General features: G+C 73.5%; 24 protein-coding genes. 11 read left to right on the plus strand and 13 right to left on the minus strand.

Annotated features, from left to right (window positions below):
- The first annotated feature begins 17 nt into the window (after positions 1-17).
- Both ADL34_RS19585 and ADL34_RS19590 read left to right on the plus strand, forming a co-directional pair.
- Positions 18-1,178 (plus strand): ROK family transcriptional regulator, encoded by a 1,161-nt coding sequence (locus tag ADL34_RS19585; RefSeq protein WP_062670018.1) that lies wholly within the window; start codon positions 18-20, stop codon positions 1,176-1,178.
- Between the two features lie 99 nt (positions 1,179-1,277).
- Positions 1,278-1,457: a hypothetical protein gene (locus ADL34_RS19590; RefSeq protein ID WP_062670122.1), complete on the plus strand. Its 180-nt coding sequence runs from the start codon at positions 1,278-1,280 to the stop codon at positions 1,455-1,457.
- A gap of 73 nt (positions 1,458-1,530) precedes the next feature.
- Here the strand turns inward: ADL34_RS19590 and ADL34_RS19595 are convergent, their stop codons facing one another.
- A complete protein-coding gene (locus ADL34_RS19595) occupies positions 1,531-2,895 on the minus strand; it encodes a S1 family peptidase (RefSeq protein WP_062670020.1) in 1,365 nt (454 codons plus the stop codon).
- Between the two features lie 148 nt (positions 2,896-3,043).
- Here ADL34_RS19595 and ADL34_RS19600 point away from each other — a divergent pair, with 148 nt between their 5' ends.
- Positions 3,044-3,466 carry a PPOX class F420-dependent oxidoreductase gene (locus tag ADL34_RS19600; protein WP_062670022.1) on the plus strand — a complete coding sequence of 141 codons (423 nt, stop codon included), beginning with the start codon at positions 3,044-3,046 and terminating at the stop codon, positions 3,464-3,466.
- Here ADL34_RS19600 and ADL34_RS19605 read toward each other — a convergent pair.
- Complete coding sequence (locus ADL34_RS19605; protein ID WP_062670023.1) at positions 3,448-3,861, minus strand: Zn-ribbon domain-containing OB-fold protein; 414 nt, start codon at positions 3,859-3,861, stop codon at positions 3,448-3,450. The genes ADL34_RS19600 and ADL34_RS19605 overlap by 19 nt on opposite strands.
- A 179-nt stretch (positions 3,862-4,040) precedes the next feature.
- The gene (locus ADL34_RS19610; RefSeq protein ID WP_062670026.1) at positions 4,041-4,760 is read right to left on the minus strand and encodes a TetR family transcriptional regulator; all 720 of its coding nucleotides are present in this window, start codon (positions 4,758-4,760) and stop codon (positions 4,041-4,043) included.
- A 180-nt stretch (positions 4,761-4,940) separates the two neighbouring features.
- Between ADL34_RS19610 and ADL34_RS19615 the strand changes: the two genes are divergently transcribed.
- Positions 4,941-5,423, plus strand: coding sequence for a VOC family protein (locus ADL34_RS19615; RefSeq protein WP_062670028.1), 483 nt, complete (start codon positions 4,941-4,943; stop codon positions 5,421-5,423).
- A gap of 7 nt (positions 5,424-5,430) precedes the next feature.
- On the opposite strand, the gene ADL34_RS19620 is transcribed toward ADL34_RS19615, so the two are convergent.
- Together ADL34_RS19620 and ADL34_RS19625 are read right to left on the minus strand one after the other, a co-directional pair.
- On the minus strand, positions 5,431-6,354 hold the full coding sequence (locus ADL34_RS19620) for a hypothetical protein (RefSeq protein WP_062739800.1): 924 nt from the start codon (positions 6,352-6,354) through the stop codon (positions 5,431-5,433).
- A gap of 106 nt (positions 6,355-6,460) precedes the next feature.
- Positions 6,461-7,465, minus strand: a complete 1,005-nt coding sequence (locus tag ADL34_RS19625; protein ID WP_179199350.1) for a zinc-binding alcohol dehydrogenase family protein — start codon at positions 7,463-7,465, stop codon at positions 6,461-6,463.
- A gap of 147 nt (positions 7,466-7,612) precedes the next feature.
- Here ADL34_RS19625 and ADL34_RS19630 point away from each other — a divergent pair, with 147 nt between their 5' ends.
- Together ADL34_RS19630 and ADL34_RS19635 are read left to right on the plus strand one after the other, a co-directional pair.
- On the plus strand, positions 7,613-8,413 hold the full coding sequence (locus ADL34_RS19630; protein ID WP_062670033.1) for a VOC family protein: 801 nt from the start codon (positions 7,613-7,615) through the stop codon (positions 8,411-8,413).
- Between the two features lie 60 nt (positions 8,414-8,473).
- Positions 8,474-9,163 carry a ribonuclease H family protein gene (locus tag ADL34_RS19635; protein ID WP_062670035.1) on the plus strand — a complete coding sequence of 230 codons (690 nt, stop codon included), beginning with the start codon at positions 8,474-8,476 and terminating at the stop codon, positions 9,161-9,163.
- Positions 9,164-9,182: 19 nt separating this feature from the next.
- Here the strand turns inward: ADL34_RS19635 and melC2 are convergent, their stop codons facing one another.
- Entirely contained in the window at positions 9,183-10,007 is an 825-nt protein-coding gene (melC2, locus tag ADL34_RS19640) for a tyrosinase MelC2 (protein WP_062670037.1), read from the minus strand.
- 34 nt (positions 10,008-10,041) lie between these two features.
- A complete protein-coding gene (gene melC1, locus ADL34_RS19645) occupies positions 10,042-10,416 on the minus strand; it encodes an apotyrosinase chaperone MelC1 (protein WP_062670039.1) in 375 nt (124 codons plus the stop codon).
- 358 nt (positions 10,417-10,774) lie between these two features.
- Between melC1 and ADL34_RS19650 the strand changes: the two genes are divergently transcribed.
- From ADL34_RS19650 to ADL34_RS19660, 3 genes are all read left to right on the plus strand, one after another.
- The gene (locus ADL34_RS19650) at positions 10,775-12,013 is read left to right on the plus strand and encodes an FAD-dependent monooxygenase (RefSeq protein ID WP_199835600.1); all 1,239 of its coding nucleotides are present in this window, start codon (positions 10,775-10,777) and stop codon (positions 12,011-12,013) included.
- Between the two features lie 23 nt (positions 12,014-12,036).
- Positions 12,037-13,020: an aldo/keto reductase gene (locus tag ADL34_RS19655; protein ID WP_062670042.1), complete on the plus strand. Its 984-nt coding sequence runs from the start codon at positions 12,037-12,039 to the stop codon at positions 13,018-13,020.
- A gap of 104 nt (positions 13,021-13,124) precedes the next feature.
- The gene (locus ADL34_RS19660) at positions 13,125-13,625 is read left to right on the plus strand and encodes a DUF6328 family protein (protein WP_062670044.1); all 501 of its coding nucleotides are present in this window, start codon (positions 13,125-13,127) and stop codon (positions 13,623-13,625) included.
- A 27-nt stretch (positions 13,626-13,652) separates the two neighbouring features.
- Here the strand turns inward: ADL34_RS19660 and ADL34_RS19665 are convergent, their stop codons facing one another.
- Positions 13,653-14,624: an LLM class F420-dependent oxidoreductase gene (locus ADL34_RS19665; protein WP_062670046.1), complete on the minus strand. Its 972-nt coding sequence runs from the start codon at positions 14,622-14,624 to the stop codon at positions 13,653-13,655.
- A 113-nt stretch (positions 14,625-14,737) separates the two neighbouring features.
- Between ADL34_RS19665 and ADL34_RS19670 the strand changes: the two genes are divergently transcribed.
- The gene (locus tag ADL34_RS19670; RefSeq protein ID WP_062670048.1) at positions 14,738-16,165 is read left to right on the plus strand and encodes a serine hydrolase domain-containing protein; all 1,428 of its coding nucleotides are present in this window, start codon (positions 14,738-14,740) and stop codon (positions 16,163-16,165) included.
- A gap of 1 nt (position 16,166) precedes the next feature.
- Here ADL34_RS19670 and ADL34_RS19675 read toward each other — a convergent pair whose 3' ends face one another.
- The 5 genes from ADL34_RS19675 to ADL34_RS19695 form a co-directional block, all read right to left on the minus strand.
- The gene (locus ADL34_RS19675) at positions 16,167-17,717 is read right to left on the minus strand and encodes a serine/threonine protein kinase (protein WP_199835598.1); all 1,551 of its coding nucleotides are present in this window, start codon (positions 17,715-17,717) and stop codon (positions 16,167-16,169) included.
- Between the two features lie 163 nt (positions 17,718-17,880).
- A complete protein-coding gene (locus ADL34_RS19680) occupies positions 17,881-18,840 on the minus strand; it encodes a pyridoxal-phosphate dependent enzyme (protein WP_062670050.1) in 960 nt (319 codons plus the stop codon).
- A 95-nt stretch (positions 18,841-18,935) separates the two neighbouring features.
- Complete coding sequence (locus ADL34_RS19685) at positions 18,936-19,979, minus strand: polyprenyl synthetase family protein (protein ID WP_062670052.1); 1,044 nt, start codon at positions 19,977-19,979, stop codon at positions 18,936-18,938.
- Positions 19,976-21,115, minus strand: a complete 1,140-nt coding sequence (locus ADL34_RS19690) for a tetratricopeptide repeat protein (RefSeq protein ID WP_079034292.1) — start codon at positions 21,113-21,115, stop codon at positions 19,976-19,978. Before ADL34_RS19690 ends, ADL34_RS19685 begins: the two co-directional genes overlap by 4 nt.
- Before the next feature lie 239 nt (positions 21,116-21,354).
- Positions 21,355-22,587: a serine hydrolase domain-containing protein gene (locus tag ADL34_RS19695; protein ID WP_062670054.1), complete on the minus strand. Its 1,233-nt coding sequence runs from the start codon at positions 22,585-22,587 to the stop codon at positions 21,355-21,357.
- 215 nt (positions 22,588-22,802) lie between these two features.
- On the opposite strand from ADL34_RS19695, the gene ADL34_RS19700 reads away from it, so the two are divergent.
- Positions 22,803-23,990 (plus strand): ROK family transcriptional regulator, encoded by a 1,188-nt coding sequence (locus tag ADL34_RS19700; protein ID WP_062670056.1) that lies wholly within the window; start codon positions 22,803-22,805, stop codon positions 23,988-23,990.
- Positions 23,991-23,998 lie beyond the last annotated feature (8 nt).

The raw sequence follows: 23,998 nt of genomic DNA on the forward strand, positions 1-23,998 counted from the left end.
GTGGGAGTCTGACGGCCATGACCGCAGCAGTCGACAGCTGGCGTCCGCTCAGCCCCGGTGAACGGGCGGTGGCGATCGAGGTCCTCCTCGCCGGGCCCCTGTCCCGCACCGAGCTGGCCCGCCGGCTCGACCTGTCCGCGGGCAGCGTCACCCGGCTGACCAAGCCGCTGATCGAGACCGGCCTGCTCGTCGAGGTGCCCGAGGTCGGCGAGGTGCTGGAGACCCGCCAGGGCCGCCCCTCCCAGCCGCTGGACGTCGTCGCCGGGTCCCGCTCCTTCCTCGGGTTCAAGATCACCGAGGACATGGTCTACGGTGTCGTCACCAGCCTGCGCAGTGACATCGTCGCCCGCCACGACCGCCCCCTGACCACGCACGACCCCGCCGAGGTCGTCGAGCTGCTCGGCGAGATGACCGAGGAGCTCGCAGCCCGGCATCCCCGGCTCGCCGGGGTCGGCATCGGCGTGGGCGGCCTGGTGGAGAACCGCTCCGTCGTCGGCGAGTCGCCGTTCCTGGGCTGGCGCGACGTGCCGCTCGCCGAACTCGTCGCCCGGCGCACCGGGTTGCCGGTCGTCGTGGAGAACGACGTCGCCGCCCTGGTCGAGGCCGAGACCTGGTTCGGCGCGGGGCGCGGCCTCGACCGGTTCGTGGTCCTGACCATCGGCGCCGGGATCGGCTACGGGCTGGTGCTGGGCGGCCGGCGCGTCCCCTACGCCGAGGAGGACCGGGGCTTCGGACGGCACTGGATCCTCGACCCGCACGGCCCGCTCACCCCCGACGGGGCGCGCGGCAGCGCGGTCTCCCTGCTGACCATCCCGAACATCCGCTACCAGGTGCGGGCGGCCACCGGCCGGGACCACGCCTGGGAGGAGATCCTGGACGCGGCCGCCGCGGGCGAGCCGATGCCCGCCCGGGTGATCGAGGAGGCGGCCCGCGCCCTGGGCACCCTGGTCGCGCAGATCGCCAACTTCGTCCTGCCGCAGAAGATCCTGCTCGCCGGTGAGGGCGTGGGCCTGATGGACGTGGCGGGCGACACTGTGACGAGGACCATGCGTGGCCAACGGCACCCGCTGGCGGCCCCGCTCGCACTGGAGACCAAGGTGTCCGACTTCCACGACTGGGCCCGTGGCGCGGCGGTTCTCGCCATCCAGGTCCTGGTGTTGGGCACCGCCGACCGCTGAATCCGCCGCCGGAGGGCGGAACATGACGTGATCAGCGCCACGGTCCGATATGCCCGCCTTGGGTGCGCTTACTCACAGCGCCTTCACCTGCGGGATCGTATGCTTCACAACATGTCCACCACTGTTGAATTCGCCAGATCGGCTGACGAGGTCAACGAGGAGATCCGGGCGCTGTGGCGCCGGGCGGGCGGGACACTGAGCGTCGAGCAGCGCGAGGAGTACCAGCGCCTCGTCATGGAGTGGGCCACCGTGGCCCCCCAGCCTGCCAAGGCGGCCTGACCGCCCGGCCCGGGCGGGCTCCGCGCCTCCTCGCGACCCGCCCCGCCCTGCGCGGCAGCCCTGCCGCTCCTCGTCAGCCCCAGGTCGCCGAGTAGTAGCGCCGGTACTCCCGGCGGTCCTGCTCGGCCCGGATGAACCGGGTCGCCACCAGGGCGACGATGCTCCCCGCGACGACCAGCAGACCCGGACCCACGTTGTTCGGGTCCGCCAGCCGTGCCAGCAGCGTGACGGCCTGCTCACCGCTCACCGCCACCGACGACCCCGGCGACGCGTCGCCGGGCGCGGCGGCCCCCTGCGACGGTGACGGCGCGGGCGCCGCGCCCTTCTTCCCGCCCTCGTCCGACACCAGCAACTGCACGTTCAACGCGGCCAGCGCCTTCGTCACCGGCTGGAAGTACGTCGTCCCGCCGGCCTGGCAGTCGCCGCTGCCGCCCGACGTCACCCCGAGCGCCACCCCCTCGGAGAACATCGGCCCGCCGCTGTCCCCGGGTTCCGCGCACACGTTCGTCTCGATGAGCCCGGTCACCGTGCCCTCCGGGTAGTTGACGGTGGCGTTGAGCGCGGTGACCTCGCCCTCCCGCAGCCCGCTCGTGCTGCCGCTGCGGAACACGCGCTGCCCGACGGCCGGATCGGCGGCGCCCGTGATGCGCACGCCCTTGCCGCCGCCGATCGACACCACGTCGGGCGTGGGCCCGGGGTCGCCGGCCGAGTACTGGACCAGCGAGTAGTCGGCGCCGGGGAAGTTCTGCCGCTCGGTCCGCCCGATCTGGTCGGTGCCGGAGCTGTCGGCGAACCACACCGAGCCGTCCGGCCCGCAGTGCCCGGCCGTCAGGATGAAGAAGCGCCGCCCGTCCGTGACGTTGAACCCGGCCGAGCAGCGCCCGGCCGTCGACAGCAGCGGCTGGGCGCCGTTGATCCGGGTGGTGAACGTGCCCTCGGTGCGCTCCATGCGGACGAAGGCGCCGATGTCCTCGGCGACGTCCGTCATCCGCGACCAGTCGCCGGCGGAGACGGTGCTGTCGCCGCGTACGACGACCTGGTTGGTGCGGTAGTCCACGACCCAGGCGGTGCCGGGCACGCGGGGCGCCGAACGCAGCGTCGCCGTCGCGGACTTCAGCTCGTCCATGCTGTGCTCGACCATCTTGGGCTTCATGCCCGCCCCGGTGACCGCGGCGGCCGCCTCCTCGTCGGTGACCGCGACGACCGGCTTGCCGTCGGTACCGATCCAGCTGCCCGCCGTACGGGACGTGCCCAGACGGGCGACCAGCTCACCGCCGGGGCCGGGGGTGGCGGACTCGGCGAAGGTCCGCGGGACGGCGGACGGGCCGGGCGGCTCGCTCGCCACGGCGCGTGTGACCATCGTCCCCCCGAGGAGGAGTCCGCCGACGGCCGCCAGCCGTGTCACCCGCCGGACGAGACGTCGTCGTGCGTGCCTCATGCATGGCTCCCGAACCAGGTACAGCGCGGCGGCAACGCCGCGGGGCCCTCCCGGAGTTGAGCACCCGCCGCTTCATACGCACCCGGACGCCGCCGCGTTCACCGCGCCGGTGATCTCGTCAGGGAGAACCGCTGCCTACACTGCCGCCATGGACGACACGTCGCTGGACCGGCTCGGAGCGGGCAAGTACCTGCTCATCACCAGCTATCGCAAGAACGGCACCGGGGTGCCCACGCCGGTCTGGGTGGTCCGGGACGGCGACACCCTCGGCGTGTGGACGGCCGCCGACTCCTGGAAGGTCAAGCGCATCCGGGCCCGCGCCGACGTCCTGGTCGGTCCCTGCGACCTGCGCGGGCGGCCCACCGGGGACCAGGTCCCGGCGACCGCCGAGATCTGCGACGAGGAGACCAGCGCCCGCTACCGCCGGCTCATCGCCCGCAAGTACGGGATCATGGGCCGTCTCACGCTGCTCGGCAGCCGGCTCCGCAGAGGAGTGAAGGGCACCGTGGGTGTGCGGATCACGCCGGGTCCTGCGCCGCAGGCCGAGTCCGGTCAGGTCCAGGCGCGGTAGGGCTCGTCGACCAGCTGGAACACCGGCTCGCCGCGCACCGGGTCCTTCGCGGTGGACAGCCGGACCCGGTCCCCGCTGTGGATGCCGATGGCCGGGCCCATGACCCGGCCGCGCACGACGAACCCCTCGGCCATCTCGACGAGGGAGACATTGCGCGCGGCGGGGGTGTTGCGGTGCACCACGGTGGAGTGGCGGACCGTGCCCACGCCCTCGCTGCGTTCGGTGCGCAGATCGCTGCCCTGGCACACCGGGCACAGCAGCCGGTGGTACATCGCGGTGCCGCACCAGGTGCAGCGCTGGTAGCGGAGGGCGTCCCCGTCCGTGTCCTTCGTGTCGAGCACGCCGGTCCCGAGGCCGGTGATCCGGCCGGCCACGCTGCCTGAGTGGTGGTACACGCTGCTCAACTCCCTGCGCTCGACCGGAATCCCGCGTGCGCGGAGACCCGGGCACGCCCGTGCGCGGTTCGCGGTGCGTCCGTGCACGGCATCAATGTATGGCACTGAGTGCCACTCGTAAAGGCACCGCGTTCCCTGGATTTCGGGAAGGTTGCGGGGATCGTGTGGACGCGGCCGTGTCAGCCGCGGCCGAGCAGGCTCTCCAGCTCCTGGACGATCCGCCACAGGGGCGCGTCGCGGCGGGAGACGACCACGACGACGTCGCCGTCCGTCTCCGCGGCGGCCCGCGCCGGACCGGGGGCCTCCGCGTACGTCGACAGCACGTAGCCGAGGGCCCGGTCCACCTCGGCGCCCGCGTCGCCCTTCCCGTCCGACCGCAGCCAGGAGCGGAGCGCGTTGTTGTGCGCGGCGACCACGGCGGCGGCGATCACGTCCGCCCGCAGCGTCCCCTCGCGCCGGCCGGCGAACCGCGCCCGCAGATACTCGGCCAGCGCCCGCTCGTACCGCCACACCACCGACAACTCGTAGGCCCGCAGCCCCGGCACCCGCTTGGTGAGCCGGTAGCGCTGCACGGAGAAGGTGGGGTTCTCCGCGTACAGGCCCAGCACCAGACGGGCCGCGTCGCACACCCGGCGCACCGGCTCATGGCTGTCGTCGCTCGCGGCGAGGAACGCCTCCATGTCGGCCAGGCACCGCTCGTGGTCCGGGAAGACCACGTCCTCCTTGGACGGGAAGTACCGGAAGAACGACCGCCGTCCGACGCCGGCCAGCGCCACGATGTCGTCGACCGTCGTCTGCTCGTACCCCCGCTCCAGGAACAGCCGGAAGGCCGCCGCGACCAGGGCGTCCCGCATCGGGGGCTTCTCGCCGCGGCCGGGCGCGGCGCTCGTGGAGCTCATGGACGCGAACGTAGCACCCGCACCCGGCCCACATGGCACTCAGTGCACAGCCTGGAGGGAACTGAGTGCTCTCTCGCGTGTTCCGCAGAGCCGTCCGGAGGACCCGTGCGGGCGAGCGATGAGTTTCGCGTCCGCCCGCGGTCGACACTCCTGACAGCGGACCACTCCGGGAGGTACCCCATGGCAGGCCACGGCTTCACCACATGTCTCTGGTTCGACGGGCAGGCCGAGGAGGCGGCCCGGTTCTACACCTCCGTCTTCGAGAACTCCAGCATCGGCCGCGTCACGCCCTACCCGGAGGGGGCCATGCAGTCCGCCGGGAGCGTGATGACGGTCGAGTTCACCCTCGACGGCCACGAGTTCGTCGGGCTCAACGGCGGACCGCAGTTCACGTTCACCGAGGCGACCTCGTTCATGATCTCCTGCGAGACGCAGGAGGAGATCGACTACTACTGGGACCGGCTCGCCGGCAACGGCGGCGAACCGGGTCCGTGCGGCTGGCTCAAGGACAGATTCGGAGTGTCCTGGCAGGTCAACCCGGCACGGCTGCAGGACATGGTCGCCGACCCGGACCCCGAGAAGGCCGCCCGGGTCACCAAGGCGTTCATGGCGATGGGCAAGTTCGACATCGCCGCCCTGGAGCGCGCCTACGCCGGCGAGTGACCCCGGCTCACACGTGCGCGCGCACGGTCCGCGTGATCTCCCGGGCGATCCGCAGGATGCCGGGGGAGCGGACGGGGCACGGCCTCGGCTTCGGGTTCGTGGGCGCCAGGCAGAAGTGCAGGTGGTCGTCCTCGCGGTGCAGGGCCGTACGGTTCCGGCCGGGCTCCGTGCAGTACGCCGGGTGGGCCCGCTCGAAGGCCGTGCACGGCAGATCGCGGACCCAGGTGTACCGCGCCCCGGCCGCGCTCACCGCCGCGCCCGCGTCGGCCACCAGGTCGCCGGACGCGGCCGCCCGCCGCCGGTAGAGGGCGTCGACCCGCCGGACGCGGTCGGGGGTGATCGGGTCCGGCCCCTGGAGGACCCAGACGATCCGGGCACCGCCGTACGCGGCGGCGATCTGCCCGCCGAGCCGCCCCATGTCGGCCGCGTAGCGCGCGAAGTACCTCTCCGGGGAGGCGTCATGGGTGATCCCCGCCATGCACGGCGTGTAGCCCCAGGCGTTGCCCCAGAACTGGAGCACCACGAAGTCCGGCCGCAGCCGCCGCACCAGCGCCGCCGCCTTGTCCGCCGCAGGGACCAGGGACCGCGCGCCGGTGCCCTCCAGGTAGTCGCACAGCGTCGTCCCCGAGTACGGGGCGCTGTGGTGGACCGCCCCCAGCGCACGGCGCAGTTCCTGCCCCAGGACCCGCTGCGCCTCCATGGCCAGGGAGTCGCCCAGGTACAGCACCGTGGGCGGCCTCGCGGGCGACGCGGGCCGGGCCTTCGCGCGCGGCGAGGCGGGCACCCGCGGGTGCCCGCCGGTGGACGCGCTCGGCACCTCGGCAGGCGCGCTCGGCGCGCTCGGCCCGCTCGCCGGCCGCGAGGACGGATCACCGCAGGCCCCGAGCAGCACGGCACCCAGCACGACCCCCACGCACCACGCTCTGCGCATACGGCGGCTCCCGCCCCGGACTCCGCGATGGGCCCCCAGGCAAGCACAGCGGTGCCCGATGCGGAAGCCCTCGACCGGCCACGGCACAAGCGAAGGTGATGAACCGTCAGAAGTCGTTCACCAGCACCGCCGCCCCGTCGAACCGCCCCGCCTTCAGGTCACGCAGCGCCTCGTCCGCCCGTGACATCGGGTACGGGTGGGTGGTCGCGCGCACCCCGTGCCGCGCGGCCAGCGCCAGGAACTCACGGGCGTCCTCACGGGTGTTGGCGGTGACGCTGCGCACCTGACGCTCGTAGAACAGGTCCCTCTCATAGGTGAGCGCCGGGACGTCGGTGAGGTGGATGCCCGCGATCGCCAGCGTGCCGCCCCGGTCCAGCGCCCGCAGCGCGACCGGGACGAGATCGCCGACCGGTGCGAACAGGATCGCGCTGTCCAGCGGCTCGGGCGGCATCGCGTACGCGTCCCCGGCCGAGGCGGCCCCCAGACCGAGGGCCAGCCGCCGCGCCGCCGCCCCGCGTGTGAGGACGTGCACGGTGGCGCCCTCCGCCAGCGCCAGCTGCGCGCACAGATGGGCGCTGCCCCCGAAGCCGTACAGCCCGAGCCGGCCGCCCGGCGGCAGCGCCGACCGCCGCAGCGCGCGGTAGCCGATGATCCCGGCGCACAGCAGCGGGGCGAGTCCCACGTCGTCCAGGCCGTCCGGCAGCCGGTGGGTGAACGCCGCCGGCACGGTCGTGTACTCGGCGTACCCGCCGTCCGCGTCCCAGCCCGTGTAGGAGGAGGCAGGGCACAGGTTCTCCGCGCCCCGCAGGCAGTACGGGCACGTCCCGTCGGTCCGCCGCAGCCAGGCCACCCCGACCCGCTCGCCTGCCTCGAAGCCGCGCACGGCCGCGCCGGCCCCGGCGACCTCGCCGACGACCTCGTGGCCGGGCGTGACGCCCCGCCGGCGCACCGGGAGGTCGCCCTCCGTGACATGCAGGTCCGTACGGCACACCCCGCACGTCCGGACCCGCACCAGCAACTCGTCGGCGGCCGGTACCGGCACCGGCTTGCGCACCGGCCGCAGCGGGCCGCCGTCGAGCGGCCCCGGCCCGGTCACCGACCACGCGCGCATCGTTCCGTCCGCCATGGTGGACCCCGTCCCTCCGGCCCGTCGCCGTCCCCTTCCAGTCTGGGACGGAACCCCGCGTTCGGCGCGCGGCCCGAGGGAGGCGTGACTAGCGTGGGAGACCGGGACCATCCACCCAGCGGGAGCGCAGTCATGGCCGTGAAACCTGAGGGAACCCCCATCTGGGCCGACGCGATGTTCACCGACCTCGAAGGGGCCAAGAACTTCTACGGTGACGTACTCGGCTGGACGTTCGGCGAGTCGTCGTCCGAGTACGGCAACTACACCCAGGCCTACGCCCAGGACAAGGCCGTCGCCGCGGTGGTGCCGCCGATGCCTGGTCAGGAGGGTCAGTCGCAGTGGTGCCTGTACCTCGCCACGTCGGACGCGGCCGCGACCGCGGGGCGGATCCGGGAGAACGGCGGGGAGATCCTGATGGAGCCGATGGCGGTCGGCGACTTCGGCACCATGTGCCTGGCCCGCGAGCCCGGCGGGGCCGTCTTCGGCCTGTGGCAGCCCGGCACCCACGTGGGCTTCGAGGCGCCGATGGAGCAGCCGGGAGCGTACTGCTGGGGCGAGGTCTTCACCCGCGAACCGGAGAAGACCGACGCGTTCCTCCCGGCCGTGTTCGGCTACGGCGCCCGGCAGATCGAGGACGACGCGATGGACTTCCGCGTCTTCTCCGTCGGTGACGACCCGGTGCTCGGCCGGATGCGGATGACCGAGGAGTTCCCGCCGGAGATCCCCTCCTACATCAACGTCTACTTCACGGTCGACGACTGCGACGACGCGGTCGCCCGCGCCACCAAGCAGGGAGCCGTGCTGCGGTTCGGCCCGATGACGACGCCGTTCGGCCGGTTCGCCGCGCTGACCGACCCGCAGGGCGCCAACTTCACGGTGATGGACGTCACCACGACCGAGGGGGAGATGCCGACCACGACCGAGGTGTCCTGACCGGCCCAGGCCTCCCGCCGGCGGCCCGTACCGGTACCGGGCGGGCCGCCGGCCCATGGCATGATCGGACGCATGCGTGAACGTGTGGTGGCCGCGTGCGACGGGGCTTCGAAGGGCAACCCCGGGCCGGCGGCCTGGGCCTGGGTCGTCGCCGGCCCTGCGCAGGCACCGGACCGCTGGGAGGCGGGCCCCCTGGGCCGCGCCACCAACAACGTCGCGGAACTCACCGCCCTGGAGCGGCTGCTCGGCGCGACCGACGCGGACGTGCCGCTGGAGATCCGCATGGACTCGCAGTACGCCATGAAGGCCGTCACCACCTGGCTGCCCGGCTGGAAGCGCAACGGCTGGAAGACGTCCGCGGGCAAGCCGGTGGCCAACCAGGACCTCGTGGTCCGCATCGACGACCTGCTCACCGGCCGCGACGTGGAGTTCCGCTACGTCCCCGCCCACCAGGTCGACGGCGACCCGCTCAACGACTTCGCCGACCGCGCGGCCAGCCAGGCCGCCACCGCGCAGGAGCCCGCGGGCAGCGCGCTCGGCTCGCCCGAGCCGCCGCCCTCCCCGGACGTCCCGCAGAAGGCGCCGCGCCGCAAGGCCGCGCCCGCCCGGAAGAACGGCTCGGCGGCACGCACGATCAAGGCCAAGTTCCCCGGCCGCTGCGTCTGCGGGCGCGGCTACGCGGCGGGGGAGCAGATCGCCAAGAACGCGCAGGGCTGGGGTCACCCGGAGTGCCGTACCGCCGACGCCTGACAGGCCGGGCGGGGGCCGCTCAGTCCGTGTCGAAGGTGTAGTGCGGGGTGTGGTCGAGCAGATCGGCCGGACGCGTGTCGTTCCAGGGCTTCATCGTCTCGTTCAGGTCGACCACGTCCGGTGTCCCGGCCACCGGGAGGTAGCCCGCGCCGGGGTGCCGCCGCTGCCACTCGGCCCACAGCTTGTCGACATAGGCGTGGTGCAGCCAGAACACCGGGTCGTTGGGGGACGCCCCGGTCGCCATGTGCCCGCCGACCCAGACGTGGACCCGGTTGTGCAGGTTCGGTCCGCGCCAGCCCTCGAGGTGGTTGCGGAACCCGTCGGACGCGCTGTTCCACGGCGCCATGTCATACGTCGGCATGGCCAGCACGGACTCGACCTCGGCCCGGGTGGGCAGCTCCCGTACGGCGGTCCCCAGCGAGCGGCGCAGGAACGTACGGCCGTCCACGCGGACGGTGATCTGCCACTTGCCGGCCCCGGTGGCGAACGGCCCGTCCATGACCCGGCCGTCGAGGCCGCGCCCGGTGCCGCCGAGGAAGTCGGGCGCCCACAGCGACGAACGCGGGGAGCGGTCGGCGGTCCAGTCCCAGTAGGGCAGCGCGACCGAGGCGTCCACCGCCTGCAGGGCGCGTTCGAACTCGAGCAGGAATCTGCGGTGCCAGGGCAGGAACGACGGTGAGCGGTGCCCGGTGCGCTCGCCCTGGTCGGTGTCGCCGAGGATGAAGGCGTTGTGGGTGGTGACGAACGCGTCGTAGCGTCCGGTGCGCTTCAGCTCCAGGAGGGCGTCGACGAATCGGCGCTTCTCGTCGGAGGTCAGGGCGGCCTGGTTCTTGCGGACGGTCATGTCGGCTGGTGCTCCACGGTGCGGGTGCGGCGGGTCAGTTGGCGGGGAAGGGCAGCAGGGCCGCGCCCTGGAGCTCGTCCACGGCGGCGCGGGCGGCGGCGCGCGGGGTGGCCACCGGGTCGTAGTGGCTGACGACGCTGATCCAGGTGCCGTCGGCGTTGCGCATCAGATGCAGCTCGACGCCGTCGACGAGCACCGTGTAGCCGGTGCCGTGGTGCGCGTGGCCGCCCGTCGACGGGCGGCCCTGTATCCGGCGGCCCCGGTAGACCTCGTCGAAGGGCGCGGGGGAGTGCGGGTCGTGGTGTCCGCTCGCCGTCGCGGCGATGGCGGGGGCGGCGGCGACACCGGCCGCCGCGGTGGCGAGGGCGGCGGCGGTGGTGAGCGCCTGCCGTCTGCTGAGTGCGGGCATACGGATCTCCCGGGTGCGTTCGATGATGCGTTCGGGTGGTGACTCCGTATGCCTATCGGGCCGGACGGGAGCGGGAGAAACCGCGCGTCAGTGGTTGGGTCCGATCCGGACAAGTGCATACATGTCGTGCAGAGTTGAACAAAGATGATCTTGCTCGCCGCGTGACTCCCCGTGAGCGGAAGGGGCAATTCCTTCTCCGGGGGCGCGCCTTGGCGGTGATCCTTCGCGCGCGGCACCGGCATCGGTGGGCTGCCTCACGTCAGGAAGCTGGCGCGATCCGCGGGCAGCGTGGAAACCGGCGCACCGCCTGCTACTCTGCGGTCCGAAATGACCGATTAATGCATTTATAGGGGTGAGTGTGAAGGTCGCGTGCGTCGGCGGCGGACCCGCCGGGCTGTACCTCTCGATCCTGCTCAAGCTGCGGGACCCGTCCCACGACGTCACCGTCCACGAACGCAACCCGGAGGGCACCACCTACGGCTGGGGCGTCACCTACTGGCGCGCCCTGCTCGACCGGCTCCACGCGCACGACCCCGTGACCGCCGGCGCCATCGAGGCGAGCTCCGTCCGCTGGAACCAGGGCGTCGCCCACGTACGGGACCTGACGGCCCGCCAGCCCGGCGACGAGGGCCACGGCATCGGCCGGCACCGGCTTCTCGAGATCCTGGCCGACCGCGCCCGCTCGCTCGGCGTCCACCTGGACTTCGAGCACGAGATCACCCCGGACGCCATGCCCGCCGCCGACCTGGTCGTGGCGGGCGACGGCGTGCGCAGCACCCTGCGCGCCCGGCACGCCGGCCACTTCGGCACACAGATCACCATGGGCCGCAACCGCTACGTCTGGCTCGGCACCAGCAAGGTCTTCGACGCCTTCACCTTCGCCTTCGTGGAGACGGACCACGGCTGGATCTGGTGCTACGGCTACGGCTTCGGCCCCGACGCGAGCACCTGCGTCGTCGAGTGCGCCCCCGAGACCTTCACCGGCCTGGGCCTGCACCGCGCGAACGAGGCCGACGGACTGGCCCTCCTGGAGAAGCTCTTCGCCGACGTCCTCGACGGGCACCCGCTGTACAGCCGCCCGCCCGGCGCCGGCGGCGGCGGTGCCCAGTGGCTGCACTTCCGCACCCTCACCAACCGCACCTGGCACCGCGGCAACCTCGTCCTGATCGGCGACGCCGCCCACACCACCCACTACTCCGTCGGCGCGGGTACCACCCTCGCCCTGGAGGACGCCATGACGCTGGCCGCCGCCCTGCACGAGGAGCCCTCCCTCCCGCGCGCCCTCGCCCGCTACGAGGACGAGCGCCGGCGGGCCCTGCTGTCCGTGCAGAGCGCCGCCCGCTACAGCGCCCTGTGGTACGAGAACCTGCCCCGGTACATGCAGCTGCCCCCGCAGCAGATGTTCGCCCTGCTGGGCCAGCGCCACTCACCGCTGCTGCCGCACGTCCCGCCCCAGCTGTACTACCGGATCGACCGGGCCGCCGGGCAGGTGGAGACGCTGCGGCGGCTCAAGCGCTGGCTCGGCCCGAGGGTCGCGCGCACCGTCCAGGCCAGGGCCGTCCGGCCGTACTCGGAGGGGTCCGTTCCGCGTACTTGAATCCTGAATGACACACTGACGCCATGGAACAGCGTGCATTCGACAGGGCGGGCCTGCGGGCGTCCGTCATCGGCCTCGGGACCTGGCAGCTGGGCGCGGACTGGGGAGACGTCGACGACCGGCAGGCCGAGGCCGTGCTGGAGGCGGCGGCCGAGTCCGGGGTGACCTTCTTCGACACGGCCGACGTGTACGGCGACGGACGCAGCGAGCAGACCATCGCCCGGTTCCTGAGCGACCGGCCCGGCCTGGACGTCCTCGTCGCGACCAAGATGGGGCGCCGCGTCGACCAGATCCCCGAGAACTACGTCCTGGACAACTTCCGCGCCTGGAACGACCGGTCGCGGCGCAACCTCGGCACGGACCGCATCGACCTGGTCCAGCTGCACTGCCCGCCCACCCCCGTCTACTCCACCGACGAGGTGTTCGACGCCCTGGACACCCTGGTGGCCGAGGAGCGCATCGCCCACTACGGCGTCAGCGTCGAGACCTGCGCCGAGGCCCTCACGGCGATCGCCCGCCCGAACGTGGCCAGCGTGCAGATCATCCTCAACGCCTTCCGCATGAAGCCCCTCCTGGAGGTGCTGCCGGCCGCCCGCGAGGCCGGTGTGGGCGTCATCGTCCGCGTGCCCCTGGCGTCCGGCCTGCTGTCCGGCCGGTACACCAAGGACACCGTCTTCCCCGAGAACGACCACCGCACCTACAACCGGCACGGCGAGGCCTTCGACCAGGGCGAGACCTTCTCGGGCGTCGACTACGCCACCGGGGTGGAGGCCGCGGCCGAGTTCTCCGCGCTCGCCCCGCAGGGCTGGACCCCGGCCCAGCTGGCACTGCGCTGGATCGTCCAGCAGCCCGGCGTGACCACCGTCATCCCGGGCGCCCGCTCGCCCGAGCAGGCCCGCGCCAACGCGGCCGCCGCCGCGCTCCCGGACCTCGGCGAGGACACCCTCGCCGCGATCCGCGACCTCTACGACCGCCGGATCAAGGACCAGGTCGAGGGCCGCTGGTGAACCGCCGGGCGGGGTGACGGGGACAGGACCCCGCCCAGCGGGTACCCGCACTGCTGAGGGCGCGTCTCTCCAGGACGCGCTTCGTCGGGACGCGGGAGGACGCGGTGACGGACGCCGAGGACGGCACGAAGCGGGGCAGAGGACGCAACGAGACCGAGGACGAGCGGGCCGACCGCATGTGGGTCGAGCTCCTCCAAGAGGTGCGCGTGGCCCAGATGGGCGTGCAGATCCTCTTCGGTTTCCTGCTGACCGTCGTGTTCACGCCGAAGTACGACGACCTGCGGTCCACCGACCAGTCGATCTACATCTTCACCGTGGTCGTGGGCGCCGCCGCCACCGGCGCCCTGATCGGCCCGGTGTCGCTGCACCGTCTGGTGTCCGGCCGCCGTATCAAACCCCAGGCGGTCGAGTGGGCCTCCCGGCTCACCCTGGTCGGCCTGGTGCTGCTCCTCGTCACCATGGCGTCCTCGCTGCTGCTGATCCTGCGGGTCGCCACGCACGACGACTACGTCCCCTGGCTGGTCACCGGCATCGTCGTCTGGTACGTCGTGTGCTGGTTCGTCCTGCCGCTGTGGACCCGCCGCCGCTACACCGACACCGAGTGAGCGGCGGCGGACGGTTGCGGCTGCCGGTCAGCCGAAGGCGTCCCGCAGCGCGGGCAGCAGCGTCTCGCGCGCCCAGTCCAGATAGGGCAGCTGCGCGTCGCCGCCGATCTGGATCAGGGCGATCTCGGTGAACCCTGCCTCGGCGTACGGGCGGACCGCCTCGACGAAGGCGTCGGGGTCGTCACCGCACGGAATCGCCCCGGCCACGTCCTCCGGGGTGACGAACTGGGTGGCCCCCTCGAACGAGTCCGGGTGCGGCAGCTCGGAGTTGACCTTCCAGCCGCTTCCGAACCAGCGGAACTGGTCGTGGGCGCGCTTGACCGCGGCGTCCCGGTCGCGGTCGTAGCAGACCGGGAGCTGCCCCACGCGGGGCTTCCCGGAACCGCCGTGCCGGTCGAACGCCGCCGTCAGGTCCGGCTTGGGCTCCGTGGCGATCATCAGGTCGGCGTGCCGGCCCGCGAGCCTGCACGAACGCTCCCCGGAGACCGCGATGCCGATGGGCACGGGCTGGTCGGGCAGGTCCCACAGCCGGGCCGACTCCACGTCGAAGTGCGTGCCCCGGTGGTTGACGTGCCCGCCCTCGAAGAGCGCCCGGATGATCTCCACGGCCTCCTCGAGCATCTCGTGCCGCACGTCCACCGACGGCCAGCCGCCGCCCACGACGTGCTCGTTCAGGTTCTCGCCCGAGCCGAGGCCCAGCCGGAACCGGCCCTCCGACAGCAACCCGAGGGTCGCGGCCTTCTGCGCCACGACGGCCGGGTGGTAGCGGATCGTCGGACAGGTCACGAACGTCATCAGCGGGATCCGGGAGGTGGCCTGGGCGGCGGCGCCCAGCACGCTCCACGCGTACGGCGAGTGCCCTTGCGAGCGCAGCCAGGGGAAGTAGTGGTCCGAGGTGACGGAGAAGTCGAAGCCCGCCTCCTCGGCGCGGACCACGTGGTCGACCAGCTCACGGGGGCCGGCCTGCTCGGTCATCATCGTGTATCCGATCTGCACCATGGGCTCCGAGTCCCCGGAGACCGTGACCGAAAACGGCGTGCCGCCCCGACGGGTGACGGAAGCGAGGCGCGAACCCCTCGCTCCCGCCCGGAGTGCCGGTGCAGGATGCACGTATGTCTGTTCGCCCGTTGCCCACGAGCCCGCCCTCCGCCCAGGGCGTCGACGCCTCCGGTGTCCTCGCCTTCCTCGACGCCGTCGACGCCGCCCCCGGCATCGAACCGCACAGCCTGATGATCCTGCGGCACGACCATGTCGTCGCCGCCGGATGGTGGGCGCCGTACACCGCCGACCGCCGGCACCTGCTCTACTCGATCAGCAAGAGCTTCACGGCCACGGCGGCCGCGATCGCCGCCGGCGAGGGGCTGGTAGGGCTCGACGACCCGGTGATCCCGTACTTCCCCGAGCTCGACGCCGAGATCACGGACCCCCGCAGCCGGGCCCTCCTGGTGCGGCACCTGGCCTCCATGGCCACCGGCCACGACGGCGACATGATCTTCGCGGCCCGGGAGCGCGACCGCGACGACCTGGTCCGCGGATTCCTGCTCGACCCCCCGCCGCACGACCCGGGGACCGTGTTCGCGTACAACCAGCCCGCCACCTTCACGCTGTCCGCCCTCGTCCAGCGGGTGAGCGGACAGTCGCTGACCGAGTACCTCCGGCCCCGGCTGCTGGACCCGCTCGGCATCGGCGACGTGGCCTGGCTGCGGCACCGCGACGGCCGCGAGCTCGGCTTCAGCGGACTGCACGCCACCACCGACGCCGTCGCCCGGCTCGGCCTGCTGTATCTGCGCGGCGGCGTCTGGGAGGGCGAGCGGCTGCTGCCCGAGGAGTGGGTCGCCGAGGCCACGCGCGCGCAGATCCCGTCGTCCGGCGGGATGCCGGGCGACGACTGGCAGCGCGGCTACGGCTTCTCGTTCTGGATGTCCCGGCACGGCTACCGCGGCGACGGGGCCCTCGGTCAGTTCTGCGTGGTGCTGCCCGAGCACGACGCGGTCGTGGTGACCACCGCCGACACCTGGGACATGCCCGGCCTGCTGAACCTCGTCTGGGAGCACCTGCTGCCCGCCTTCGGCGACACGGCGAGGGCGGGCGCCGAGGAGGCCGACGCGGCCCTCGCCCACCGCCTGGCCGGCCTCGCCCTGCCGCCCGCGGCCGGCGAACCCGCACCCGCCGGAGAGGCCGAGCCCTGGCACGGCGCCTTCACCCCCGACGACGAGGTCCACGCGGCCCTGCCCAAGGTGACCGCCGTCGACTTCACCGAGCGGGACGGCGGCTGGGACCTGACCTTCACCGAGGACGGCGAACCGCTGCGCGTACGGCTCGGCGGCCCCGGGTGGACCGTCACCGAAGGGCCGGTGCCCACCGCGGTGAGCGGCGGCTGGACCGACGCGGACACCCTGGCCCTGGACGTCGCCTTCCTGGAGACCCCGCACCACCTGGAGCTGACCTGCTCGCTCAAGGAGCGCACCTTCGCGGCACGCTGGCGCACCGAGCCGCTGCACGGCATGCGTCTGCGCAGGATGTGCGCCCCGGCCTCCTGACTCAGTCCCCGGGCACCCGGAAGGTCCGCAGGAACACGTCCAGGGCCTCCCGGTTGCCCGGGGCGTCCCAGTCGCGCGCCGGGGTCGACCAGCGCAGCGAGAAGCCGCGGTGGTCGTCGAGGAGGAAGCCCCGGCCGAAGGTGTGCACCTGCGTGCCGCCGCTGCGCGACAGCCACTCCATGTCCGCGGCCTCGTAGCCCTGGTAGGTGGTGGCCTCGATCTCCCCGATCCGGCGGAAGCCGTCCGACCGCGCCAGCTGGGGCTGCACGTCGTCGCGCCAGACGGCCACCGGGTCGGGGTCCAGGCGCTCGCTGTAGGTGACGGCGAGCCGGCGCGGGTCGCCCTCGGCGCCCAGGAACACCCGGTACGCCAGATCGGCGGCCCGGGTCGTGGACACCGGCCTCCAGCCGCGCGGCAGGGCCACGGAGAAGCCGTCCGGCGAGGTGTACGTCCGGTAGCCGTCGGGGAGGGCGTCGCCCGGTGTCCCGGCGTCCGACGGCGGGGAACCGGGCGCGGGGGAGGAGGCACCGCCGCCCGTCCCGGCGGGCGGGGTCCGGGTCCCGGTGGCCTCCGGGGGGCGGGAGTCCTGGCCGTCCGTCGCGACGAGGACGGCGGCGGCGACGACGGCGACGACGGCCAGGGCCGTGCCGAACAGCAGGGCCCGTCTGCCCCGCACGGGACCGGCGCCGACGCGGTCCAGCGGCCCGGGGCGCGGCGTCTCCCCGCCGTCCGTGCCGTGCTCCTCCCGCAGGACGCGGACGAGGGCGTCACGGACGGCGGACCTGCCCAGACGCTCCCGTGAGTCCTTGCGCAGCAGTCCCTGCACGGCCTGGGTGAGCGGGCCGGACCGGACGGGGGCGCGCAGCGGCAACCGGTCCACGCCCTTCAGGGTGGCCTCGGGCCGGTCCCGCTCCCGGTACGGCGGGCGGCCCTCGGACATCGAGTAGAGGATCGCGCCGAGCGCCCACAGGTCGGACGCCGGCCCGACGCGCTCGTCGCGGGCCTGCTCCGGCGAGGCGTAGGACGGTGCCGCGAGGCGGGGCGAGAGGGTGGCCCCGGCCAGGCCGAAGCCGGTGACGACCACGGCGTCCTCCCCGCCCACGAAGACCTGACCCGGGCTCAGCTCGCCGTGCGTGATGCCGGCGACGTGCGCGGCCTCCAGCACGTCCAGCAGCTCCAGACCGATCCGGGCGGTCCGGGTGTAGTCGAACGTGCCCTGCCGGGTGAGGAGTTCACCCAGCGGCAGGCCGTCGATCCACTCCGTGACGATCCACAGGCTCCCCGCGTCCTCGACGGCGTCCAGGACGGCGGCCACCCGGCCGGGCCGCAGCAGCTCCATGCGTTCCGACGTCCGCAGAATGCGGGAGGTGGCCCTCCGCGCGGTGTCCGGGTCCTGGTCGAGGGGCAGACCTATCTGGGTCAGAAGGCACGCGTGTTCGGTTTCCAGGTCCTCGCCGGAATAGCTCACCCGGTTCGTCTCCCGATGCACGACATCGACGAGGCGGTACCGTCCGGCGACCAACTCGGAGGTGGGGACGTGTGCCTTGACCATGACTATCCCTCGCTGAACACCTGACTCCCATATCTCACAGGAAGTACGGGAGCCGTCACCCGATCCGTTCAACGAAAGCCGGGGAGAAAGGGCTTCCTCTTTCCTTTCTTCCTGACGCTGGAGTAAGCAGCCGGAAAGGGCGGGGGAATTCCGCCGGGAATGCTCAGTGAAGGCCGAAATCCGCCGCCCAGCGCCCGACATCAGCGGTCGTCGCGTTGCCCCCGCACACCACCAGGCCGAGCCGGGCGCCGTCCCCGACCCGCTCCAGCACGCGCCGCGCCGCCGGCAGCAGGGCACCGGCCGCCGGCTCGGTCCACACCTTGGCGTGCTCGGCGAGCTCGAGCACCCCGCGCACCGCGTCCCGGTCCGGCACCACCAGCACGTCGTCCACGAGCGCGGACACATGGTCGTACGTCAGCCGCGAGACGCTCGGCGCGCTCAGCGTGGACACGATCGACGACAGCTTCACCGGCACCGGCCCGCCCGCCGCCAGCGCCGCCGACATCGCCTCGGCGCCCTCCGTCTCCACACCCCAGATCCGCACGCCGGGGCGCCGGGCCCGCAGCGCCACCGCGACCCCGGCGATCAGCCCGCCGCCCCCGACGCTCACCACCACGTCCGTCAACGCGTCGGCGTCGTCGGCGAGTTCCAGCCCGACCGTGCCCTGACCGGCGACCACCAGCGGGTCGTCGAACGGGTGCACAAGGGTCAGGCCCTCGTCCCGCAGCCGGGTGACGAGCGCGAACGCGCCGTCCATGTCGTCCGTCAGCCGCACCGACGCCCCGGCGTCCCGGGCGATCTCGACGGCTCGCGCGGGCGCCGTACGCGGCATGACCACGGTCGCCTTCACGTCGAGGACGGCCGCCGTCATCGCGAGGGCGATCCCGTGGTTGCCGCCGCTGACGGCCACCACCCCGGCCGCGCGCTGCGCCTCGTCGAGCGACAGCAGCTTCGCCGTGGCGCCGCGCGCCTTGAACGAGCCGGTGCGCTGGAGGAGTTCGAGCTTCGCCGTCACCGGCACGCCGAGCAGGTCGGAGAGGCCGGGACTGGACACGGTCGGCGTACGGACGACATGCCCGGCGACGAGTCCGGCGGCGGCTTCGACCTCGGAGATCCCGATCAAGACATTCACCCTTTCCGGCGCGGGGCGTCTCCCGCGCCGTCTGCACCCTCGCTCGCGGAATGCCGCCGGTCAAGCCGGGACCGGCGGCACCGTGCTCACACCTCCCGCCGTACCACGAAGTCCAGCAGCGACCGCAGTTCGGCGGCGGGGCCGGCGGCCAGGGGCGCGCCGTCCAGGGCGGCACGGGCGGCCGTCACCTGGTGCCGTGCCTCCGCGAGCGCGGCCGTACGCCCGCCGGCCCGGTCGACGAGGTCCGCGATCTCCGCCGGGTCGGCGGCCGACTCCAGCAGCGCGGACAGCTCCCCGGCGGCGGGGGAGTCCAGTGCCGCCAGCACCGGGAACGTCTTCTTGCGCTCGCGCAGGTCGCCGTGCACGGGCTTGCCGGTGACGGCCGGGTCGCCCCAGATGCCGAGGACGTCGTCCACGGCCTGGAACGCGATGCCCAGGTGCCGCCCGGCCCGGTCGAGGGCGGCCACGGTCGCGGGCGGCGCCCCGCCGAGGACGGCGCCCAGCGCGGCCGCGCAGCCCAGCAGCGCACCGGTCTTGTGCTCGGCCATCGCCCGGTACTCGCGCGGGCGCACCCGGTCCGGGCCGGTCCAGGGGCGCGACGTGAACAGCAGGTCGTCCGCCTGCCCGCGCACCAGGTCCCCGAGCGCCCGCGACAGCAGCCGCACGGCCGGTGCCCCGGAGCCGGCGAGCGCCTCTACGGCCAGCCCGAACAGCGCGTCCCCGGCCAGCACGGCCGGCCCGGTGCCGTACGCCTTCCACACGGTGGGCCGGCGGCGGCGCGCCTCGTCACCGTCCATGATGTCGTCGTGCAGCAGCGAGAAGGCGTGCACCAGTTCCACCGCGACGGCACCCGGTACCGCCGCACCGCCGTGCGCGCCGGAGGCCTCCGCGCCGAGCACGGCGAGGGCCTGCCGTACGCCCTTCCCGCCGGAGGAGCCGGACGGCGCGCCGCCCACCTCGCACCAGCCGAAGGAGTACGCGGCCATCTCGCCGATCCACGGGTGCGTGCGCGCCACGGTCTCGCGGAGAGCGGGCGTCACCAGGGCCCGGCACCGGGCGAGGGTGTGCTGGACACCGGCGGCGGGGCGGGTGTCCCCGGGCGTCCGGACGGGGGCGGGAAGGGCGCTCACCGGACGCCCGCCGTTCCCGCGCCCGCCGTTCCCGCGCCCACTGTCTCCGCGCCCACCGTCTCCGCGCCCACCGTCTCCGCGCCCGCCGTCTCCGGGTCCACCGCGGTGGTCTCGCCGGGGCAGAACTCCCGCTGGGCCTCGGCCACCATCGCGCGGGCGTGCCGCAGCCCTATCCGGTCCATGACGTCGGCCAGGTCGGCGAGTTCGGCCGCCGTCCCGGCGCGGTCGCGTCCCAGCCGGGCCAGCGCCTTGGCGCGTCCCAGCCGCGACAGCGCCTCTCCTCTCGGCTCGCCCATCGCGCGGAACTCCGCCAGAGCCTCCTCGTACCGGTCCAGGGCCTCCGCGTACCGGCCCGCGCGGTACAGGACATTGCCGCGCATCTTGTGGTTGTAGGCCAGCGCGCTGGTCAGCCGCATCTCCCGGCAGGTCGCCTCGGCCTCGGACAGCAGTGCCAGGGCGCGTTCCGTGTCGCCGTCGCGCACGGAGACGACGTCGGCGAGGCCGCGCAGCGCCCAGGCGTGCCCGCGGCGGTCCTCGGCCCGCGCGGCGATGTCGGCGGCCTCCTCGAACAGGGCGTACGCCGTGTCGTAGGACCCGGTGTTGCGGTGGATCTGCGCGATGCCCTCCAGCGCCCACACCGTGTGCCGGGCCTCCCCGCGCCGCCGGGCCTCGGCCAGCAGTTGCTCGTGCAGGCGGTGGACGGCGTCGTAGTCGCCCTGGATGCGCCCCGTCTCGGCGAGCCCGGCCAGTGAATAGCCCCGGACGACGACGTCGCCGGTGCGCTCGCCGAGGTCCGCCGCCAGCCGGAGCAGCCGGAACGCCAGCCGGAAGGCGCCACGCTGGCGGGCCAGGGTGCCGCCGCTCCACAGGGCCCAGGCCATCGCCGCCCCGTCACCGGCCGAGCGCGCGGAGCGGTAGCTGGCCTTCCAGGCCCGCTCGGCGTCCGCGACCTGTCCGAGCCTGCGGTGCGCCTCGGCGACCGCGAGGCCCGAACGGGCCGCCTCGCCGTGCTCGCCGGCCCGTTCGGCGGCTCTCAACTGCTCGGTGCCGGCGGCCAGTACGTCCGTGAGGGACGCGTTCACGGACAGGGTGGTCAGAGCGCCCTGGTACTCCGGGGCGAATGCCTTGCCGTACATCGATGCCTTTCGATCGGCATACCCGCCATGTATACGCTCTGTGTATACGCGGAGCGTATACGTGACATGTATACATGGTGTGTATAGAGCGGGAAGAATCAGCCCTGGCCGGAAGGGGAGGCCAGGGCTTCACTTGTCGTCGATCAAGACGTCGAGAGGTCGGACGGGGTTGCTCGTGAGGCGCAAGTCACCCCGGTACGTGGCCGGTTCCGCGGCGGGCCCGCCTCACCGGGTCCGCCTCACCGGGCCTGCCCCGCCGGGCGGTTCACGGGCACAGAGGGTGCGACGTCCTCGTACCGCTCCACATGGTGCGCGCGCTGTCGGGCCTTGGTCTTCTTGCCGCAGAACGCCGACTCCAGCGCGCCCAGCATGGTGGTGAGGACCGTGCCGTTGTTGGAGGTGTTGGCGAGTGCGGTGAGGCTGCGCCTGCCGTCCTTCGAGGCGAACGCGACGGTGTAGTAGCCCTGGACGGCGCCCGTGTGCCCGTAGACCGACACGCCGCACGACAGATCGCGGCGCCGCAGCCCCAGGCCGTACGCCTGCCCGGTGCCCGCCGGCACCCAGCGCCGCATCTCGGCCAGCGCGGCCCCGGACATCAGCCGGCCGCCCAGCAGCGCCGACAGGAAGGTGTGCAGGTCCTTGGTGGTGGAGATGACCGCGCCCGCGCTCTGCGCCCAGGAGACCGTCTGCTCGGTGGCGTCCACGAGCGCCGCCCCCGCCGCGTCCGGCGTGAGGTAGCCACGGGTGTGCCGGCCGGGGATCTTCGTGCCGGGATGCACGTAGAGGGTGTCCTTCAGTCCCAGTGGCCGGATGATCCGGTTCTGGTACTCGGTGCGCACCGAGTGCCCCGTCAGCTTCTCGATGAGCAGCCCCGCGACCACGAAGTTGGTGTTCGAGTAGGAGTACGCGCCGCCCGGCGCGGTCGTGCGAGGCCTGCCCAGCGAGCGCTTCACCAGCTGGCGGTAGGTGAAGACCTTGGTGCGGACCGCCTCGAAGCCGGGCACCGTCTTCGCGAACATGTCGTTGGTGTAGTCGTACAGTCCGCTGCGGTGGCCGAGCACATGCCGCACCGTGATGCGGTCGTCGGGCAGCAGCCCCGGCAGGTAGCGGTCGACCGGCGCGTCGAGCGACAGCTTCCCCTCGTCGACCAGCTGGAGCAGCACGACCGCCGAGAAGGTCTTGGTGACACTGCCGATGCGGAACCGGTCGGCGTTGCCGATGGCCCGCCCGCTGCCGCGGTCGGCCACGCCGACGGCCGCCCAGCGGGCCGTGCTCCCGTCGTCGAGCCGGGCGATCGCCCCGGGTGCCCCCTGTCGCTGCGCCGTGCGCAGCACGTTCCACACGCCCGCACTGTCCGGCGCGGGCAGGGTGTCCGCCCGTGCGCCGGGCACCGCCGCGTGGGCGGGTACGGCCATGAGCGTCGCGAGGGCCGCCGCTGCCGCCGTCGCCCTCGCCACCGTCGCTGAGACCATCCGGTGCTCCTCCCGTCGCCGCCCCTGGGGCGGCGGACGTCGATCATCCTGTACGTGCGGCACAACTTTCCCGTATGCCGTCAGATCCCGGCGTACGACGCACAGTTGGACAGATGTTCCGTCACCGGGAGGGAGTCCCCGGCCGGCTCCGGCCGCCGCCGACCAATCCTGTGACTTTTATTGACGGCGGAAAATAAGGGCTCTAGGTTCCCCGCATGTCCTCGATCCGCGGCGCCGAGACGTTCCCGGCGCACACGCCGGCCGCCTCGCAGATCTTCACCACGGTCCTCTGCCACGGGCCCATCACCCGCCTGGAGGCGGCCCGGCGGGCCGGACTGTCCCCGGCCGCCGTCACCAAGGCGGTACGGCCGCTCATCGAGGCCGGCTACCTGGTCGAGGACACGGAGGAGACGGCCCGTCCCGCGCTCGGCCGGCCCGCCAACCCGGTGCGGGTGGACGGCGCCCGGGCCCTGTTCATCGGTGTCAAGGTGACCGGCGACGAGATCATCGCCGTCCTCACCGACCTGTGCTGCCGCATCCGCGCCGCCCGCCACGCCCCGCTGCCGGGACACGAACCCGAGGACGTCCTGGCCCGGATCGCCGACCTGGTGGCCGGCCTGTGCGCCGAGGCCGGGGCGTCGGGCACCCCCGTCCTCGGCCTCGGTGTCGCCGTCTCCGGTGACGTGGACCGCGCCGCGGGCGTCGTCCGCTACTCGCCGTTCCTGGAGTGGCGGGACGTGCCCCTCGCCGCCCTCGCGAACGCCGCCACCGGGCTGCCCGTCACCGTGGACAACGATGTCCGGGCGCTGACCGTCGCCGAGCAGTGGTTCGGCGCCGGCGTCGGGCTGTCCGACTTCGCCGTGGTCACCGTCGGCGCCGGCATCGGCTGCGGCCTCGTCGTGCACGGCCGGGTCGTCGCCGGAGCGCACGGGGTCGCCGGGGAGATCGGCCATGTGACCGTCGACCCGGCCGGCCCGCCCTGCCACTGCGGCAACCGCGGCTGCGTGGAGGCCATCGCGGGCGACGCCGCCATCCTGCGCCGTATCCGCGAGACCGCCGGCACCGAGGTCGCCGATGTCGCCGGGGCCGTCGCCCTGGCCCACGCCGGCGATCCGGCGGCACGCGACGCCTACGCCCGGGCCGGCGAGGCCATCGGCCGCGGCATCGCCACCGTCGCCAACCTGCTCGGCCCCGAACGCGTGATCATCTCCGGCGAGGGCCTCGCCGCCTACGACCTGTTCGCCGAACAGATCCGCGACGCCTTCGCCGCGGCCGCGTTCGGCTCCGCCGCCCGGTGCGACGTCAGGACCCGCCCGCTGCCCTTCGAGGAGTGGGCACGCGGGGCCGCCGCCACCGCCATCCAGTCCTTCATCCGAGCCGACGACCAGTCCCCGAGCCGCTGAACCGACCC

Origin of the sequence: Streptomyces sp. NRRL WC-3605, assembly GCF_001509795.1 — a bacterium.
GTDB classification, from domain to species: domain Bacteria; phylum Actinomycetota; class Actinomycetes; order Streptomycetales; family Streptomycetaceae; genus Streptomyces; species Streptomyces viridochromogenes.